At 48.6% G+C, this 16727-nt stretch carries 17 protein-coding genes; 6 read left to right on the top strand and 11 right to left on the bottom strand.

Features of this window, described 5'->3' with window-relative positions:
• Positions 1–15: 15 nt before the first annotated feature.
• Positions 16–1383, bottom strand: a complete 1368-nt coding sequence (locus tag BTJ40_RS20490) for an adenylosuccinate lyase family protein (protein ID WP_202862837.1) — start codon at positions 1381–1383, stop codon at positions 16–18.
• 164 nt (positions 1384–1547) lie between these two features.
• Here BTJ40_RS20490 and BTJ40_RS20485 point away from each other — a divergent pair, with 164 nt between their 5' ends.
• Positions 1548–1934 (top strand): STAS/SEC14 domain-containing protein, encoded by a 387-nt coding sequence (locus tag BTJ40_RS20485; RefSeq protein ID WP_108734823.1) that lies wholly within the window; start codon positions 1548–1550, stop codon positions 1932–1934.
• Positions 1935–2040: 106 nt separating this feature from the next.
• Positions 2041–2799: a TerC family protein gene (locus BTJ40_RS20480; protein ID WP_108734822.1), complete on the top strand. Its 759-nt coding sequence runs from the start codon at positions 2041–2043 to the stop codon at positions 2797–2799.
• A 46-nt stretch (positions 2800–2845) separates the two neighbouring features.
• On the opposite strand, the gene BTJ40_RS22635 is transcribed toward BTJ40_RS20480, so the two are convergent.
• From BTJ40_RS22635 to BTJ40_RS20455, 5 genes are all read right to left on the bottom strand, one after another.
• Positions 2846–3109: a phosphate-starvation-inducible PsiE family protein gene (locus BTJ40_RS22635; RefSeq protein ID WP_202862836.1), complete on the bottom strand. Its 264-nt coding sequence runs from the start codon at positions 3107–3109 to the stop codon at positions 2846–2848.
• A gap of 251 nt (positions 3110–3360) precedes the next feature.
• Positions 3361–4005: a lipase gene (locus tag BTJ40_RS20470; protein ID WP_108734821.1), complete on the bottom strand. Its 645-nt coding sequence runs from the start codon at positions 4003–4005 to the stop codon at positions 3361–3363.
• A 156-nt stretch (positions 4006–4161) separates the two neighbouring features.
• The gene (locus BTJ40_RS20465) at positions 4162–5085 is read right to left on the bottom strand and encodes an alpha/beta hydrolase (protein ID WP_108734820.1); all 924 of its coding nucleotides are present in this window, start codon (positions 5083–5085) and stop codon (positions 4162–4164) included.
• Positions 5086–5186: 101 nt separating this feature from the next.
• Entirely contained in the window at positions 5187–6014 is an 828-nt protein-coding gene (locus BTJ40_RS20460) for a DUF5694 domain-containing protein (protein ID WP_108734819.1), read from the bottom strand.
• A gap of 259 nt (positions 6015–6273) precedes the next feature.
• A complete protein-coding gene (locus BTJ40_RS20455; protein ID WP_108734818.1) occupies positions 6274–6735 on the bottom strand; it encodes a YccF domain-containing protein in 462 nt (153 codons plus the stop codon).
• Between the two features lie 195 nt (positions 6736–6930).
• On the opposite strand from BTJ40_RS20455, the gene BTJ40_RS22430 reads away from it, so the two are divergent.
• Entirely contained in the window at positions 6931–7104 is a 174-nt protein-coding gene (locus BTJ40_RS22430) for a hypothetical protein (RefSeq protein ID WP_157954181.1), read from the top strand.
• Positions 7105–7213: 109 nt separating this feature from the next.
• On the opposite strand, the gene BTJ40_RS20450 is transcribed toward BTJ40_RS22430, so the two are convergent.
• From BTJ40_RS20450 to BTJ40_RS20435, 4 genes are all read right to left on the bottom strand, one after another.
• A complete protein-coding gene (locus BTJ40_RS20450) occupies positions 7214–7738 on the bottom strand; it encodes a nuclear transport factor 2 family protein (RefSeq protein WP_108734817.1) in 525 nt (174 codons plus the stop codon).
• Positions 7739–8030: 292 nt separating this feature from the next.
• Positions 8031–8261, bottom strand: coding sequence for a hexameric tyrosine-coordinated heme protein (locus BTJ40_RS20445; protein WP_108734816.1), 231 nt, complete (start codon positions 8259–8261; stop codon positions 8031–8033).
• An 88-nt stretch (positions 8262–8349) separates the two neighbouring features.
• The gene (locus tag BTJ40_RS20440; protein WP_108734815.1) at positions 8350–8727 is read right to left on the bottom strand and encodes a PH domain-containing protein; all 378 of its coding nucleotides are present in this window, start codon (positions 8725–8727) and stop codon (positions 8350–8352) included.
• Between the two features lie 231 nt (positions 8728–8958).
• Entirely contained in the window at positions 8959–9885 is a 927-nt protein-coding gene (locus BTJ40_RS20435; protein WP_108735373.1) for a LysR family transcriptional regulator, read from the bottom strand.
• A 161-nt stretch (positions 9886–10046) separates the two neighbouring features.
• Here BTJ40_RS20435 and BTJ40_RS20430 point away from each other — a divergent pair, with 161 nt between their 5' ends.
• From BTJ40_RS20430 to BTJ40_RS20420, 3 genes are all read left to right on the top strand, one after another.
• Entirely contained in the window at positions 10047–11492 is a 1446-nt protein-coding gene (locus BTJ40_RS20430; protein WP_108734814.1) for an NAD-dependent succinate-semialdehyde dehydrogenase, read from the top strand.
• 126 nt (positions 11493–11618) lie between these two features.
• Positions 11619–12932 carry an aspartate aminotransferase family protein gene (locus BTJ40_RS20425; protein WP_108734813.1) on the top strand — a complete coding sequence of 438 codons (1314 nt, stop codon included), beginning with the start codon at positions 11619–11621 and terminating at the stop codon, positions 12930–12932.
• Between the two features lie 206 nt (positions 12933–13138).
• Entirely contained in the window at positions 13139–13813 is a 675-nt protein-coding gene (locus BTJ40_RS20420; RefSeq protein ID WP_238152079.1) for an HdeD family acid-resistance protein, read from the top strand.
• Between the two features lie 98 nt (positions 13814–13911).
• Here the strand turns inward: BTJ40_RS20420 and BTJ40_RS20415 are convergent, their stop codons facing one another.
• Entirely contained in the window at positions 13912–16647 is a 2736-nt protein-coding gene (locus tag BTJ40_RS20415; RefSeq protein WP_108734812.1) for a M1 family metallopeptidase, read from the bottom strand.
• Positions 16648–16727: the final 80 nt, after the last annotated feature.

Here is a 16727-nt window from a genome sequence, read left to right as displayed (position 1 = left end):
TCCTGATTAGCGCTGTCAGCGGTTATTCACAACTTTGTCCACCATTTCAGGTGCCGAGCCAAGATAATTTTCTGGGGTTGTCAGGGTTTTTATCTCCTTTTCAGTCAATGTTTTTCTTATTTGAGGCATTTCTAAAAGTATGTCTGCGAAAGGGCTACCGGTATCTACTGCTTGCCTGCAGGCATTATAAACTAAGTTGTGTGCAGTTTGCCGTCCTATTATGGGAGCCAGAGTCATCATTACTGCCTCAGCGCAAATCAGCCCCCTGGATAAATCTAAATTTCTTCTCATCTTATCTGGATATACTTGGAGCCCTGTCAACATGAAATTTGCTTGGGAGAGCGATCCTGAAGTCAGGGCAAAGCTCTCAGGGATTGCCCGCCACTCAAGGTGCCATGGTCCAGTAGCGCGCTCAAAGTCCACTGCCATTGCATCAAGCATCAATCCGGCATGCTCACGTACCATTTTTGAGTTAGCGCTAATCAACTCACAAGAAATGGGATTGTGCTTCTGTGGCATTGTGCTGGATGAGCCACGATGCTGGGCAAAAGGTTCAGCAACTTCTGCTATTTCCGTTGTCATCATTACAGATACATCTACAGCAATCTTCGCCAAGCTAGCACATATTAATGCCAGTGTTTGAACAGTTTCCGTAAAGCCATCCCGGCTTGAGTGCCATGTAATAGTTGGAACTTCCAGATCAAGCGCTTCTGCCAGTGCATGTTGCACGGTTAGCCCTTTTGTCCCCAGAGACGCGAGTGTCCCAGCGGCGCCGGAAAACTGGACAACCAGCACTCGAGCTTTCAGTTGCGAAAGGCGTTCCAGGTGGCGATCCAGGCCACTAAGCCAGACAGCAGCCTTATAGCCGAAAGTAATGGGAATGGCTTGTTGTAAGTGAGTACGGCCCGCCATGGGTGTATCGCGGTACCTCTTTGCTAGACTTAATAACGCAGTTATGGTTTTCCGAACTTGTGATTCAATTAATTCTATCCCGCTGCGCATTTGTAGCACCGTTGCAGTATCCATAACATCCTGTGTAGTTGCACCCCAGTGCAGATAATGACCTGAGTCTCCCGCCTGTTTTGCTAATTGCTCCACTAAAGGCAAGATTGGATAGCCCACCAATGTTGTACTTTTCTGTAACTCTTCCAGATCTGGAATATATTTCTCCGCAGCATCGGCAATCCCCTTAGCGGCGGAACTGGGAATTACTTCGAGAGATGCCTGTACTTTGGCCAGCGTTACCTCAGTATTTATACAGGACTGCAAATAATTGTGAAAACTGAATATTTCCCTCATGCGAGGTTCTACAAAGGCATTGCCAAATAGAGGTGAGTCTAGGGGTGACAGGGGAGTCATATCAAAGTGTTGCCCGTGAGCCATGAAATCATAACTATAGGTGTTAAATCAACTAGCTAAAATAAATTTACAGTTATCTTCTTAACTGGCTAAGAGGGAAGTTTTGGAACAGATGTTTGAAAAACTAGGATTCGCTGAATTGTTGAGTAATGAATTTCTCATAACCCATCAAATTTTATAGGTATCTTATGACTGCTACGTCTCACGGTGTGTCTATCGGTCTTGAGCAGAAATCTGAGCATATTTTTCTTACTTTGAAAGCCCGAGGTAAGCTGACTCATGAAGACTACGAGGCCATGGTGCCAATGCTTACCTCAGCGATTGAAAAGGTCGGTCATCCAAAGATTAATGTATTTATGGATGCCCGAGAATTTGAGGGTTGGGAGCCTCGAGCGGCTTGGGATGATTTCAAATTGGGGGTTGAGTATGGGCGAGAATTTAATCGTATTGCGGTATTGTCTAGCAAGCGCTGGCTGCAAGTAGCTGGTAAAGTGGGGAGTTGGTTTATCGGTGGAGAGTATCGGACCTTTGAATCCGAACCCGAGGCTATGGCATGGTTGGAAGAAGATACATAGAATTGCTATCTGTAGTGAACGTTCTATGAAAAGGCTGATTTTCTCGATAGTTTATGTCCTGCGTGGACCTCAATGTAAATAATAATTGATATAAGGATTATTTTGTATGTTTGAGTGGATAACCAGCCCCGAGGCCTGGGTCGCCTTGGCCACTTTGGCAGCATTGGAAATTGTGCTGGGTATCGATAATATTATTTTTATTTCTATACTGGTCGGAAGGCTTCCACCAAAGCAGAGAGAGCCGGCACGTTTTATTGGTCTAACCCTGGCAATGGTAACACGTCTGGCCCTGCTCTTCTCTATCGTATGGATTATGGGCCTGGTTGAGCCGCTATTTAGTATTTTCGGTATGGATATTTCTGGCCGGGATATAATTCTATTGGGGGGAGGTCTATTCCTGATTGCTAAAGCAACCCACGAAATTCACAACAGCCTTGAAGGAGAGGAAGAAAGTGCTTCCTCTCTAGGCAGTGCCGGTTTTTGGATGGTGCTGCTACAAATTGCTCTGCTGGATATCGTATTCTCTCTCGACTCTGTGATTACTGCTGTTGGATTGGTCAATGAAATATCAATAATGGCGGTAGCCATAATCTTGGCTGTAATTGTAATGTTAGTTGCGGCGAAACCGATCGGAGATTTTGTCGATCGCCATCCCACCGTAAAAATGCTGGCATTGTCCTTCCTTATTATGGTTGGGTTAACTTTGGTCGTTGAAGGATTCGACGTGCATGTACCTAAGGGGTATATTTACTTCGCCATGGCATTCTCAATGGCAGTTGAATTCCTCAATCTTCGCTTGCGCAGTAAGAAGGCTCGCAAAACGCATCCTGTAAAGCTGCATCATGCATTGCGCGAAGATAGCTAACTATAATGGGTGGAGATGTTCTCCGCCCTATTTTCTAATCAACAGCTTAAATTTTATTTTTGATTTTTAAGATCAGATAAGTAAAACCTAATGCCAGAGTGGCTGAAGATAGACCTAGAAGTTCTCCGGCATCAACTTTGTCCAGGTCCAAAATAATAAACTTTCTAGATAAAGCTAAAATAGCAATGAGTACAACAACTTTAGTTTGAATAATACTTTGTTGACGTGTGACTACATATTGAAGGGTGTGGCTGAACCTAAGTGCAATCAGTAGTATGATTATTTCACCAAATATTGTTTGGAATACCATTGTGATCCAATGGGTCTTGCACTTCAATAAGTAGCATACTGTACACAGAGTAACCTAGACGGCTAATGGCAACGATGACGATTACGACAATGATAAAGGTTAAAATAAGCGCGATCAGGCTCTCAAATTTTCTATAGTAATTGTGAATAGCTCGAACGGTTAGCGGAGTCTTTCCATCGGGAGTTTTCCATGCATCAGCCTCCTGCCAAAATCATCCAGTATGAATTAACCATTCAGATTGAGTTACAAAATTAAGCCATGCCAAGTTCTAATTCCCGCTTTAGTACAGAGATTACTTTACGGCTCATTGGCATCATTCGATGTAATATCACTGGAACTTCATATGTTGTGCCAAGGCCGAGTATGGCGCTGCTATGGGGCATAATAGTAATGTCATAGCGTGTCCAAATTGAAACTGGTTGCGTACTTTCGAGCATCTTCAAACCGTGATTTAACTTTCGCAAAAAATCACTGCCAACCCGCAATTGTTTACCTCCCTTATAAGGAAGAAAACTTGCCCAGTAGCTGCCGTAGTGGGGCGATGAGATGGAGATAAACTTATGGACCCTATGGATACCCTGTAAGGCCTGCAAGTAATATCGGGCGACAATCCCCCCCATGCTAAAGCCTACCAATGTGCATGTGGTATCTTTTTCTACAATATGTTCCAACTTGGCGAGTAACTGGGATGAGAGGTGTTCCATACCATGCCAGCCAGAGTTGTAGCGCAGGTGGATATAATGAGCGTCAAATCCATCAGCAGCCAGCTCATGTTGCATTTTTAACAGGGAGGTTCCTCGATCAAAAATACCGGGTATCAAAAGTACTGTCCTACTTTTACGTTTTTTATGTGTTGTGAGAAACGTTTGTGCGTCAGGAGAGTTCTCTAACGCCATAGCTTTTACTCTTTAAAGCGATATAAGATACTGATAGAGAAGTGTAGTTGCACTGAGATTATCGCCTGATATTAAAACGAAGGCCTTAAGTGTTAGCATGCCGGCCAGTAAAGTCTTAACTCAATACGAGTACCGGCATGTGAAGGAAAAAAGCACTTATTTGTTTTTTTGGTGTCCTAACATAAATATTAATATCTGATCGAGACGCGAACTCCAAGACTCCTCATCGTGAGCGTGCCCTTCGAATACTTGAGTTAACCAGTCTGAGGAGCTGTAACCTTGCTGGCGCATAATCTGATCTACTGCTAGTTGCAGTGGTGGGTAGTAGGCATCTAAAGTCTCTGTTCCATGATCAAAATAAAATCGATGATTGCCAGGCTTCGGTAAATTTTCCCGTAAATAAGCACGAATAGCTTCCGCTAAGGGGAGGCTGTCATCTGGATTAATACCCGGCCAGTGAGTGGATATTGCTGCTACCGTGGAAAAAATATCGGGGTATTCGGCAACGGCGTAGAGTGATATCAAACCTCCCATACTGGCACCGGCGATAAAGGTATCATCGGCTCCATATCCAACTGCGTAATGTTCATCAATATACGGCTTTACTGTAGTCACTAGGTATTTCAAGTAAAGATCGCCCCGTAATTCAGCTTGGTTGAAAGGGTGCTTGGATTGTCGGGCATCACTTGGTAGAAAGTCCCTAGCCTTTTGTGGAAAGTAGTCGCCATGTCGGAACTTGCTGACATTGTCGATAGCAACAACGATAAAAGGACGGACTTTTTCCTGGGAGATCAGTTTTGAAGCCGTTTCATCCATACCCCATTCCTGGCCATTCCAGGTGGTACCTTTATCAAATAGCATTTGCCCGTCATGCATATAGACAACGGCGTAGGGCTGTTGAGTCGGGTAATTATTGGGTAGCCATACTCGAACAGAACGCTCGGAAAGCCCTTCCTGAATGAGAGGAGGGAGTGTCTCTATTTTCCCAGAGGATACCTGGATTTCCTTGGAAGTACTGGCTGACGCGGGTTGTATCAGGGCAAACAGAAGCCCTAGTAAAATAGTGGGAGAAAAACGCATAGTGCCCTGCCTATGAAGTGGATATAGAGGATAACTCTATCTATAAATCCAATGGCAGGGCTCCTCCCCCGTAGGGGCTGATTTTTTATTCGGCGACCAGCTTAGAAATAGTCTCTGACATTCCAGGTTTCACGCTTGTCATCCAGCTCGAGCATGGGTCTCATTACAGAACTGTGTCCTTGGCCACCAAGAACAAATACTTTGGTTCCTGGCTGGGCAATCGCCTGGATATTGGCATACATACGGAAATTTCTGGACCACCATTTGGTGGATAGATCGGCACCGATAAAATTATCGCCTTGGCCAACGTCATTGAGCATTATATAGGAGCCTACATTTATTTTGTCTTCAGCGGGATCATTGTGTTTATCGAGAGCTTGCTCCAAGGTTGATGAGGCATACAGATCATTGAAACGTTTTCCCCAGGCTTCAAGGTAATCATCTATCAACTTTTTCCTCTCGGGAGAACTCTTCTCTAAGTAGGATAAAAGCTCACCGTAAGGAAGATTCTGATCCGAATCATAGCAATTTACTTTTGATAGGCCTGCTTTCTTGGCTACTCTAAATCCCAGCTGTTCGCTTTCTCCTCTATTTAGCTTGTGCTCACCCTTGATATATCTGGCAAAGCGCTGATTCATTTTGCCTTCGTCATTGGTGTGACATTCCAGAAGAACATGTGTTGGCGAGTCAGCGGCAATCCGTGAGGATAAATCCTCCAAATACCTTTGACTTTCGTCGGTATAAACATCAATAACTTGTGTTTTCACCACATCTTTACCGGGTTTTCTGAAGTGGTTAAAGTGAAAGCTACCAAAAAGCATAACCTGTGCGGGCTCTGTACTTTCTACTGGCTCCGCATAGGCACTTAGGCCAATAAGCCCCAAAGAAAGCATAATTGAGCCAGTGACTTGTCTTACTATGTTTTTCATTAAATATCCTTATTTTATTATTTGGTTTCTATAGTTTTCCTAAGCATCGTACAAATGAATAGGTTTGAATTTGATATTAATGGATTGATTCAAAATTGAATACTGTAAATTATTTGTATCTACTTATAAAAAAGATAAACAGAGTGATTTTTCTGATCTGAAAAATTTTTTATTGATTTATTGCGGTGGGGCTTGAGATCTCAGGACTATTTTTAAATAGCCCCAAGTTGGTACGGTATCACTGTTAATGTATGTTTACTTAAGTACCACTTCTTAATCTGGTTACTTCAACATCTGCATTACGCATTTTAGCGGAATGGGCTACTTCCTTGCTGACAATAGTCTTACCTATCGGAGAGAGTGAAATTGCCGCAAGCTTAAGGTGCTGTAAACCAAAAGGTATACCAATAATAGTAATAAAACAGGCAATAGCGTGCAGAAGGTGGCCAATAGCGAGCCAGATACCGGCCAATAGGAACCAGATAATATTTCCGACTAAACCAAAACCACCTGTCCCAATATCACCGCGCAGGGTGAGCTCTTCTCGGGAAATTGCTTCCTTGCCGAAGGGGAAAAAAGAAAATTTGCCTATTACAAAGCAGGCTCTTCCCCAGGGAATACCAATAATACTGATAAAGGCAATCAGCGAGCAAAACCACCAGCAGAGTCCCATAAAGACACCACCAAGGATAAACCAGAGGAAATTTCCAAGTGTTCGCATAACTACCCCTACCAATTCGGTAAAATATATTAGTGAAAACGGTAATCTACTGATGTTACCGCAAATTCTAATCGCTATATCATTTTAAGGAGCCTCTGAATAACCCCGTGATACCTCTGGCTTGCAGAGTGGTTCACAATCAAGGCGCGGCTTCGCTGGAATGTCTAGACCTTTCAAGAAGTCGCAACGCGGAGTGTGAATCGCTCTGCAGGCCCCGAAGGGCGCGCCTTGAAGGCCACAGCTGCTGCGTTGCAGCTCTTGCAAAGGGCTACGGCCATTCGCGGCGAGTTGCGCCTAACATCTGCAGCCTTCAAGACCCGCAGAGGCATTACGGAGTTATTCAAAGGCTCCTGGAATTACAGTAGTTAGACGCAAATGCCCACGCTTTGGATTCAGTTATAGATATTTTCGTCGACCCGTTTGTGACCTACTGGTCAGATTGGGGATCGGCTGGGATTTTGCCCTTTGGGAATGAAAGTTACGGTATCAGGTCATTTGCCGGAGCATTACTATTTAACAAGCGATGACATTGACTACTTCCTGTTACTGGTAGACCTGACTGCAATATACCCAATTGATCCAAGACAGTCGCTTGGTCCCAGTAAATATGCTCAGAGCTGATTTTTCTGTTGGAGAAGCTAATAATTCCCACATGGGGGACTGAAAGCTTCTTCCCTGTTGCTTCGATACCAGGTGCGAACCAATCCATACGAATAGAATGGGTAAAGTGAAGAATAAACTCATCCACTAAGCTGTCTTTGCCCACGGTGCGGGAAAGAAGTTGTAAATTTATATCCGCTGGCATTTGAGGAATAAATATATCCCTATAAAATTTTCGTAAGGGTTCTTTTCCCGTTGCGCCGGTATTAACGGGTACATGAATTAATACAGGATTTTCTGTCATGGTAGCAATTGCGGCATCGGCATCTTTTAGATCGAATTCGGCCTTGGTATGGGTTTCCCAAAGTTGAATTAAGAACTTTTCGTCGTCATTGTATTCCATCTCATTCACCTTCCCATTTGAGGCGCAATATTACTGATCGTTGAGTTAATCTATCTTGTACCAACGACAGTATCGCAATGTTTATAAATATCAATAAGGTCGGGAGCGTCAACAGTGAATATGACGATCTTGCAGCTACCTATAGTGATGGCTAATTTTTAGTACAGATTCAGAGTGTTTGTAGTACTAAAAGACCATTAATTATTGAGGAGGAGGTGAAGGGAAATTATTTGAATGTTTGCAGATTTAGAATGCGTTACCCGTTCTACAAAGATAACGCATTCTTAACCCTTTAGCCGCGCCAGTAATTATTGGCAGCTGCAACGGTTTGGAAGTTAATGGCAACAACCTGAGAGGAGGCGATCAGGCTGTCTGCATTTTCCTCATAGGCGGACCTTAGCTTACCCCGTACTTCATCTGAAGGCTGGGTATATTTAACTCCCATCCTGGATAGTTTCATTGCAAGTTCAAAGCCTTGTTGTGCATTTTCAGTAATTAGGCTTTCTAACCAGATTTGCGACATGGACATCCCTCTCTACTATCGGGTTGATTGATAAAGTTGTGGGAGCTGATGAGCCCCAGTTATTTTGTGTATTTACTAAGGGTTGATATCAGTCCAATATATATTGGCTGATATATTTGTTGAACTGAATAAGATCGAAAGAACCTCTTATTTCGAACCTTACCTTACCGATCTCGCTTAAATAAATTTCTATTTCACAGTCCAGATCAAAAGTGCCAGCGGTCTCAACAGAGAATGCCTGGATTTTGCTGAAAGGCAAAGAGGTGTAGTCTACTTTTGAGCCGGTGATACCCTGAACATTGGCGGCAATAATGCGTTTGTTGGTGAAAACTACCTGATCGCGAATAGTTTTAAAACCAGCAAAAATAAACTCCCCCTCGATCAGGAACTTATTAAAGTCATCCCTGGCTTCAGAGATATCTATAGGCTTGAGTTTAAAGACCGGTGAGTTTTTAAAATCTATCACGGGTTATCCCTGTAATTCTATTGGAGGAGGAGATTACCACTGTGACGCATTAAGTTACAGATGATTTGCTTTTTGGTTGTGTTTTTATGTTTAAATTTATTTAATTATTATGACGAATTCCACAATAGAGAATCGATCATAAATAGTTGATAATTTTTAAAATGCTTATCTCTCTATTTACTGGATTCTTGGCTCGATTATTTCAGTATCACTAGGAATAAATAGCAGTGGCTATATCTGTCTATTGATTTGCAAGGCTTCCAAAAAAAGCTGCACAGCGGGATGAGTTGTTGCACTTTTCTTGAAGGTGACAGCATTTTGTATTTGGTAGTGAAACTTTTCCGGCAGCAGGGGGAGTAGGGTTCCTTCCCCGACATATCTACGGGCCAGGTATTCCGGTAGGAAACCCACAAAGCATCCAGAAAGGATCATCGCCAACCTGGCCGCCATATGGTTGGCTGTGGATCGCTTGGGAAACAATCGATACAGGTGCGCCGCACCAGAGAGAACAGTATGGCTGGGCGCAGCTAACTCCTGCTGGGTGAGTAGCTCCTCATCAATAGCTGACACCTGGGCACAGGGGTGGCTGTTACTGCAATAGAGAATCGACTGGTGATAAAACAGGGGTTGGTATTCGAGTCCGGGCCGACGCGAGTGCAGGGGGTTGATACCGATATCGGCGCGGCCAGCGAGGATTTCCAACTCGAGCTCCTGAGGGGCGGCCAGTTTTACTTCCAGGAGTAGTTGTGGGGCCTTCTCACGCAGTTGGGCAATGGTTCCGGGCAAGTTCAATTGCGGTATTTCCAGTACATCGTCGGGCATTACCAGGCGCAGGGTACCAGTGAGTTGTGATTGGATCGCATTGACCTGGCTTTTGAAGGTATCCAGGTGCCCATCGAGCTCCAAAATAGCTCGATACAAGGCCTCCCCTTCCGGGGTCAGTTTGAAGTCGGCCCTGCCTCGGGAGCGTAAACACAACTGCATACCCAGCCGTGTTTCCAGGTCGGAGATATGCACACTGATCGTGGAGCGGCTGATATTCAGGGTGACTTCGGCAGGGGTGATGCCCCCGGCGTGTACTACCTCGCGGAAGACGCGCAGCAGGCGCAAATCCATATCGCTAAGGCGGCCTCCCAGGGCATTTTTGGTTTTGCTCATAGTTGCACTTCCTGGGGCGCTGAGATGGTTTCTGGCTGTAGATATAATTAAAGTTTGATAAATATAAACTTTAGTTAGAAAAATACTACTATTCTCCTCAGTCAGCTGCGGCCAGAATCGCCGCATACTACTAATAACATCTATTTACTAGGAATTTCCCTGTGAAACTTGCAAATTCGGACCTGTTGAAATTTCAGAACTATATAGCGGGCGAATGGCGTGACGCTGCCGCCACTGTAGATGTATGTGACCCGGCAAATGGCGAGTTGCTGGGTCGGGTCGCCGACGGTACCGCAGAGGATGCCGAAGCTGCAGTTGCGGCTGCCAGTGAAGCCTTCCCCGCTTGGAGCCGCCGTACAGCTGGTGAGAGAGCTGCGGTGCTCAAGCGCTGGTACCAGCTGATCGTGGATAACAGCGATGACCTGGCAATGATTCTTAGCCTGGAGCAGGGCAAGCCGGTAGCGGAAGCGAAAGGTGAGATCCTCTATGGCGCCTCCTTTATTGAATGGTTCGCGGAAGAGTGCCGCCGGGCCTACGGCCAGACGATCCCGACTCACAACCCGGCCATGCGCCTGAATACCATCCGCCAGCCGGTGGGTGTTGTGTCCTGTATTACCCCCTGGAACTTCCCCAATGCCATGATCACCCGCAAGGCGGGCCCGGCACTGGCGGCGGGGTGTACTGTGGTGATTAAACCGGCCCTGGAGACTCCACTATCTGCGCTGGCATTGTGCCAGTTAGCAGAAGAAGCTGGCCTGCCCAAGGGGACTATCAACGTAGTTACCGGCAGTGATGCCCCGGGTATCGGCAAAGTGCTGACCCAAGATCCCCGTGTGGCCAAGTTCACCTTCACCGGCTCCACTGCCGTGGGCAAACTGTTGATGTCCCAGTGCGCCAGCACCGTGAAGAAAATGTCCATGGAACTCGGCGGCAACGCGCCGTTTATCGTATTTGACGATGCGGATATGGATACCGCAGTCAGCGCCTGTATGGCGACCAAATTCCGCAATGCGGGCCAGGTGTGCGTGGCCACCAACCGTATTTACGTGCACGAATCCGTGCACGATCAGTTTGTGGAAAAGCTGCGCGAGCAGGTTGCCGCCCTGAAGATCGGTCACGCTACCGAGGAAGGGGTCAATATGGGCCCGATGATCTTCCGCAGGGCTGTGGACCGGGTTCAGGGACTGGTACAGGACGCAGTTGAGGCCGGAGCAAAAATTGAAATTGGCGGTGAGCAGCTGGCCAATGGCGATAACTTTTTTGCGCCAACCATCCTCACTGGAGTTACCGATACCATGCGTATCGCTCAGGAGGAAATTTTTGGCCCTCTGGCGGCGATACAGAAGTTTTCCGATGAGGAAGATGTGGTTCGCCGTGCCAATGAAACGCCCTACGGCTTGGCGGCTTACGTGATGAGTGAAAACATTCGCCGAGCCAATCGTGTGGTAGAGGCGCTCGACTACGGCATGATTGCCTGTAACACCGGGGTTTTCTCCACCACTGTGGCACCCTTCGGTGGTGTTAAGGAGTCCGGTATTGGCCGCGAGGGCGGTGTCGAGGGTATGGCCGAATTTTACGAGACCAAATATTGCTGTTTCGGGGCCTGAGCCCCGGTCTGAACACAACTGGCCTGCGCTTGTCCTAGGTGACAAGCGACCAAACAGATTTTCGGGAGCCTGTGGCTCCCCTAATTAAAAGTTTGAAACTTCAGGGAACTTGCGGAGATTAATACTATGTCTGAGATGCAAACCGATGCTTTCTGGATGCCGTTTACCCCCAACCGCACCTTTAAGTCTGCACCGAGAATTGTAGAGCACGCCGAGGGGATTTATCTCACGGAGAAAGGCGGTCGCCAGGTTATTGATGCGACTGCGGGTCTGTGGTGCAGCAACGCGGGCCACTGCCGCTCTGAAATTGCCGAGGCAATTTATCAACAGGCAAAAACACTCGACTACAGCTCTATTTTTAATTTTGGTCACGAGTTGGGTTTTGAGTATTCCGAGCGTCTGATCAAGCACACTCCCGATGGCCTGGACCATGTGTTCTTCGGTAACTCCGGTTCCGAAGCAGTTGAGAGCGCCCTGAAAATTGCCCTGCAATACCAGCGTGTACGGGGCAAGGGCACTCGCACTATGTTTATCGGCCGTGAGAAGGGTTATCACGGAGTAAACTTCGGCGGTATTTCTGTGGGCGGTATTCCTCCCAACTACCAGGGTTTCGGCCAGCCGGTGAAAGCCAACCATATGCGTCACACCCTGGATATCGAGCGCAATGCATTCAGTCGTGGCCTGCCGGAGCACGGTATTGAGTTGGCTGAAGACCTGGAGAGACTGGTAGCTTTCCACGGTGCCGACCAGATTGCCGCTGTGATTGTTGAGCCGTTTGCCGGTGCCGGCGGTGTGGTACTGCCTCCCAAAGGCTACCTGCAACGCCTGCGGGAAATTTGTGATAAGCACGACCTGCTGCTGATTTTTGATGAAGTCATCTCCGGCTGGGGTCGTACCGGTTCTGCATTTGCCTCCACGGAGTTCGGCGTAACCCCGGATATGATCACCTCCGCGAAGGGGATTACCAATGCCACAGTGCCCCTGAGTGCGGTATTTGTCAGCGACGAAATTTATAAAACCGTGATGAATGCGGCTCCCGATGGTGCGGTGGAATTCTTCCACGGTTATACCTACTCTGCACATCCGGTTGCTTGTGCTGCGGGAATGGCGACTCTGGATATTTACGAGCGCGAAGGCCTGTTGACCCGCGCTGCCGGTGAAATAGGCCAGCACTGGGAAAATGCCTTGCACAGCCTGGCTGACCTCGACAATGTAATCGATGTGCGCAATTACAGTTTGGTTGGCGCTATTGAGCTGCGCGCGCCGCAGGACCTGAAAGGGAAATACGGAGCTAAAGTCTCTGGCATGGCCTGGGAAGCTGGAGTGATGGCCCGTGGTATTGGCGATGCCCTGTGTATGTCCCCACCGCTGATTATCGAGAAGCACGAGATCGATGCTGTTGTGGATAAACTGCGTGGTGTGATCGGCGCTCTGGCCTGATTATGCTATTGCGGCAGCCCGCTCGGGCTGCCGTTCTCTCGAAAGTATTCTTCCCTATTCTCCTTTCATGACCCGCAGGGCAGTTTGCGTAACTTCCCTATTGTCGTTTAGAGCTACACTGAAAATAGTGGTCTGCGGCGCGGTCACAGTCTTTGCAGAGTCGACTGCCTGGCCGCGTTCGTAGGCTGCCTTAAGGAGTTATTCAGATGCTCCTTAAAAACCGCCGGGGAAAAATTCAATTCCCTGATGGTAAGGACTCTTCAATATGGAAAGTTACTCAACCTGGGGACTTTTCTATGCCCGCTGACACTCCTCCCCTGGCGACCGGACCTATTTTGCAGGTGTTGTCTGCAAACTGGTGGCTACTCCTGCTGCGCGGTATTGTCGCGGTGATTTTTGGCGTGCTGACTTTTGTCTGGCCGGGATTGTCCCTGTTGACCCTGGTGCTGCTTTTTGGGGTTTACGCTTTCCTGGATGGTATTTTTTCCCTGGTTGCAGCGGTGATGGGGCGGCATAAGTCCACCCCACTGTGGTGGTTGATTGTCTCGGGGCTGATCAGTTTGGCTGCGGGTATTGTGACTTTTATTTTCCCGCAGGTTACCGCTCTAGTGCTGGTGATTTTTATCGGTGCCTGGGCCCTGGTGCGGGGTATCTTTGAAATTGTCGGTGCTGTCCGCCTGCGCAAGGAAATTGATAACGAGTGGCTGCTGATCGCTATTGGTGTTCTCTCGGTGATTTTCGGAGTTGCGATTTTAGTCAGCCCCGGGGCTGGTGCTCTGGCGTTGCTCTGGGTAATCGGTGCCTATGCGATTATTTTGGGGCTGCCATTGATCTGGTTATCTTTCCGACTTCGCAAGCACAATAAATCCACTTCTTCATAACCGTTTAACTCAAATACGCTCAGTAATAAAAAGGCCGGTATTACTAAGTAATACCGGCTTTTTTGAATCGCTATTTAAATAACAGCTTCTCTTGTTAATTACTTAGCAGCAAGATTGACTGCCTTCGGCAATGCCCCCATTAACGCCTTGCCTTTTTTCTCCAGTGCCATACACAGCTGGATTCGCTCCTCGGCTTGCGCGAGGCTGCGCTGGTATCCGGGGGCTAATTCACCTTTCTGGGCAAAGAGTTTTTGCAGTTCGCCCAGGTGCTGTTTATCGCAGAAGGCAGCGGCAAGTGATGGAGTGCGGCGGCGGATCTGGGCCGGAATCTTATCTACCACCTTGTCAAAGTTCTGTTGCAACCACTCCCAGTGCTGTTCCTGAACCCTGGGTTGGGCCAGGGCGTAATGGATCAGGCCAAATGATTCTCTCGGTCCCATTTCGTCGCTAAGCGCCAATGCTTGAATGGTTTCCACTTGCTTGGGATTGTTGCTGGTGCCGATGGCATTAGCACTGGCATTTTCAAAGCGGGGATCATCCAGTTCGGCGCGGACTTTGATCAGGTGTGCGAGGAAATCTTCCCCCGCATCCTGTACTGCCACACTGAGGGCTGCCTGGTACAGGTCAGAGCTTAATGCCTTCGGGTCCCGTTCCTGTTTAAAGCCGGTAAAGGCGGTTGCCATTTCCTGTAACTGCTTGCGCGAGTCAGGATCTTCTGCAACTTGCGCCATAAAGGTTAGCAGGTCGCTGTGCAGCATCTGCTGGTCGCTATCACTGCTATTGGCGCTGCGATTTAGTATCGGCAGGTACAGGTTCTGGGCAAAGTTCAGGAATGCAGAGCGCTGGGATTCACCCAGGTAGTTATCCCGGTACTTCTGCAGGTAGCGCAGTGGCATGGTGATCACCTGGCGCTTGTCTGCCATTGCGGATTTACGTACTACTTCCAGCAGTGGTGCCGCGGTGAGATTGCCGACCTCGAAAGCTGAGAAGGCGCTGTCGATAATGGACAGCTGCTCAGTGGCAGAGAAATGGGCAAATTGTTTAATCAGTGCCTGCCACTGCGCCTTGGGAAGGTTCCAGCGGTAGTAGCCGCTGCCCTGAGCATTGGGCATTACCCAATTTGGGCAGGCACCGCCGGTAATCTCCAGGGTCTCCCTTGGCTCAGTCAGGATCTGGCACTGCTGCACGCCGCTATCGGTGCTGAAGCAGAAGGGGATGCTCCATTTATCGCTGGCGTCGGCGATAGGGGAGCCGAGTGGCTTGTAACGGCTCTGCTGAACCACCAGCGAGGCCTTGCCGTCGCTATTGCAGTCTATGGAGATATCCAGTTGTGGAACCCCTTTTTGCTCGACAAAGCTGCGGAAAGTCTCGGTCAGTTCCGGGGTGTTGGTTTCCTGGCCGATCACTTTGTAGAAGGGTGGTGAGTCGGCCACGCTGTCGGAGAAGGTTTCCAGGTAGCGCCCCAGTGCCGGGCGGAAGTTTTCCGCTCCGAAATAGGTGTCCACCATGTGGATAACGCCCAGGCTCTTTGAGTAGGTGATCGAATCGTAGGCGTTGCGAATATTGTTGTTGTCCGCGATGGGCTCACGAATGGCGCGGGTGCTGGCCAGGGAGTCCAGCTGCATGGCGCCGATCGCATAAGTCGCTGCGTTGAGGTCGTGCCCCTCTTCAGGTTCCATAATGGTGAGGGCCAGCGCCTCCCCCCAGGTAGCGAAACCTTCTTTCAGCCACAGGTCGTCCCACCAGGGGGGGGTGACCTGATTGCCAAACCACATATGGGCAATTTCGTGCGCATGAACTTCTACGAGAGCCAGGCGGGTGCCGGGAGCGGGGTTGTCGCCCACCAGGATACGCTGTTCGCGATAGGTAATTGCCGCGGACAATTCAGTAGCGCCACTGGGCCACTGGGGTGCGGCAATAATGTCCAGTTTCTTGAACGGGTAGGGGCGTTGTAGCTGGGTTTCGAAGGTCTCCACCATTTTGGGGGTGATATCGAGGATGTAGTTCATATCCTCACCGCGACCTTTACGGGCGAAGCCGCGCAGGGGTATGGGGTCCTTGCGGTATTTGCTCGGCGGTATGGCGGGGCGCTCAACCTGGTCAAAGGGGCCGACAGACAGGGACAGCAAATAGGTGGACATCGGTGGTGTGGTGGCGAAAGTGACTTTCTCCATGCCGTCACCTGCCGCTTCGCGCTTCAGCTCGGGCCCATTGCTAATCGCTGCGTAGCCTTCGGGTATTGTCAGGCTGACAGTAAAGGGGGCCTTCAGGCCCGGCTCGTCGAAGCCGGGTAAATACTTGCGGGCCTGGATCGATTCAGATTTTGCCAGGGCATAGGCATCGCCCTGCTCCTCGACCTTAAAAAGCCCGGCCAGGTTGCGATCAAATGCAGCACTGTAGTCGATATGCAGTTTGAAAGTGCCCGCATCGATCTTCTCCGCAAACTCTACTGCGGCAACACCACTGTCCAGTACTTCCCGGTATTTAGCTGGAATCTGGCGACCGTCATCGAGCTGTGCGTAGACTTCTCGCACATCCAGGTTCTTGCCGTGCAGCCAGATATGCCGGGCGCCCTCCGTTAGCTGGATATCGATATTCACCTTGCCAGTGAAGGTGTCTTTGCGAGGGTCCAATACCAGTTCCAACTGGTAATCCAAGGGGGTGGTTCCCTCGGGCAGGCGCCCTTCGGGAGCCTTATCGAAATCGAGGCCTTTAGCTTCGACTTCCTGGGCAGTACTGGTTTTTGCTGGTTCCGATGCTTTTTCTGCGGGGTTACAACCTGCTACTGAGAGCAGGGCCGCAGTTAGCAGGGCGAGCGGGATGTTCTTTTTCATGGTAGGGGGAGCACTCAGCCAAAAGACTGATTGTACCGATTTGGAGAAAAATTACGCGATGCAAATAGATGGGCTGAAGG

The sequence above is a fragment of the Microbulbifer sp. A4B17 genome (assembly GCF_003076275.1).
Taxonomy (GTDB): domain Bacteria; phylum Pseudomonadota; class Gammaproteobacteria; order Pseudomonadales; family Cellvibrionaceae; genus Microbulbifer.
This window is presented reverse-complemented; position numbering and strand designations above follow the sequence as displayed.

Coding starts and splice junctions, on each gene's coding strand:
- BTJ40_RS20420 (WP_238152079.1), top strand. CDS start 13,139: ATGCTCCTTAAAAACCGCCGGGGAAAAATTCAATTCCCTGATGGTAAG.
- BTJ40_RS20460 (WP_108734819.1), bottom strand. CDS start 6,014: ATGAAAAACATAGTAAGACAAGTCACTGGCTCAATTATGCTTTCTTTG.
- BTJ40_RS20485 (WP_108734823.1), top strand. CDS start 1,548: ATGACTGCTACGTCTCACGGTGTGTCTATCGGTCTTGAGCAGAAATCT.
- BTJ40_RS20455 (WP_108734818.1), bottom strand. CDS start 6,735: ATGCGAACACTTGGAAATTTCCTCTGGTTTATCCTTGGTGGTGTCTTT.
- BTJ40_RS20480 (WP_108734822.1), top strand. CDS start 2,041: ATGTTTGAGTGGATAACCAGCCCCGAGGCCTGGGTCGCCTTGGCCACT.
- BTJ40_RS22635 (WP_202862836.1), bottom strand. CDS start 3,109: ATGGTATTCCAAACAATATTTGGTGAAATAATCATACTACTGATTGCA.
- BTJ40_RS20470 (WP_108734821.1), bottom strand. CDS start 4,005: ATGGCGTTAGAGAACTCTCCTGACGCACAAACGTTTCTCACAACACAT.
- BTJ40_RS20490 (WP_202862837.1), bottom strand. CDS start 1,383: ATGGCTCACGGGCAACACTTTGATATGACTCCCCTGTCACCCCTAGAC.
- BTJ40_RS20445 (WP_108734816.1), bottom strand. CDS start 8,261: ATGTCGCAAATCTGGTTAGAAAGCCTAATTACTGAAAATGCACAACAA.
- BTJ40_RS20465 (WP_108734820.1), bottom strand. CDS start 5,085: ATGCGTTTTTCTCCCACTATTTTACTAGGGCTTCTGTTTGCCCTGATA.
- BTJ40_RS20425 (WP_108734813.1), top strand. CDS start 11,619: ATGTCTGAGATGCAAACCGATGCTTTCTGGATGCCGTTTACCCCCAAC.
- BTJ40_RS20435 (WP_108735373.1), bottom strand. CDS start 9,885: ATGAGCAAAACCAAAAATGCCCTGGGAGGCCGCCTTAGCGATATGGAT.
- BTJ40_RS20450 (WP_108734817.1), bottom strand. CDS start 7,738: ATGGAATACAATGACGACGAAAAGTTCTTAATTCAACTTTGGGAAACC.
- BTJ40_RS20415 (WP_108734812.1), bottom strand. CDS start 16,647: ATGAAAAAGAACATCCCGCTCGCCCTGCTAACTGCGGCCCTGCTCTCA.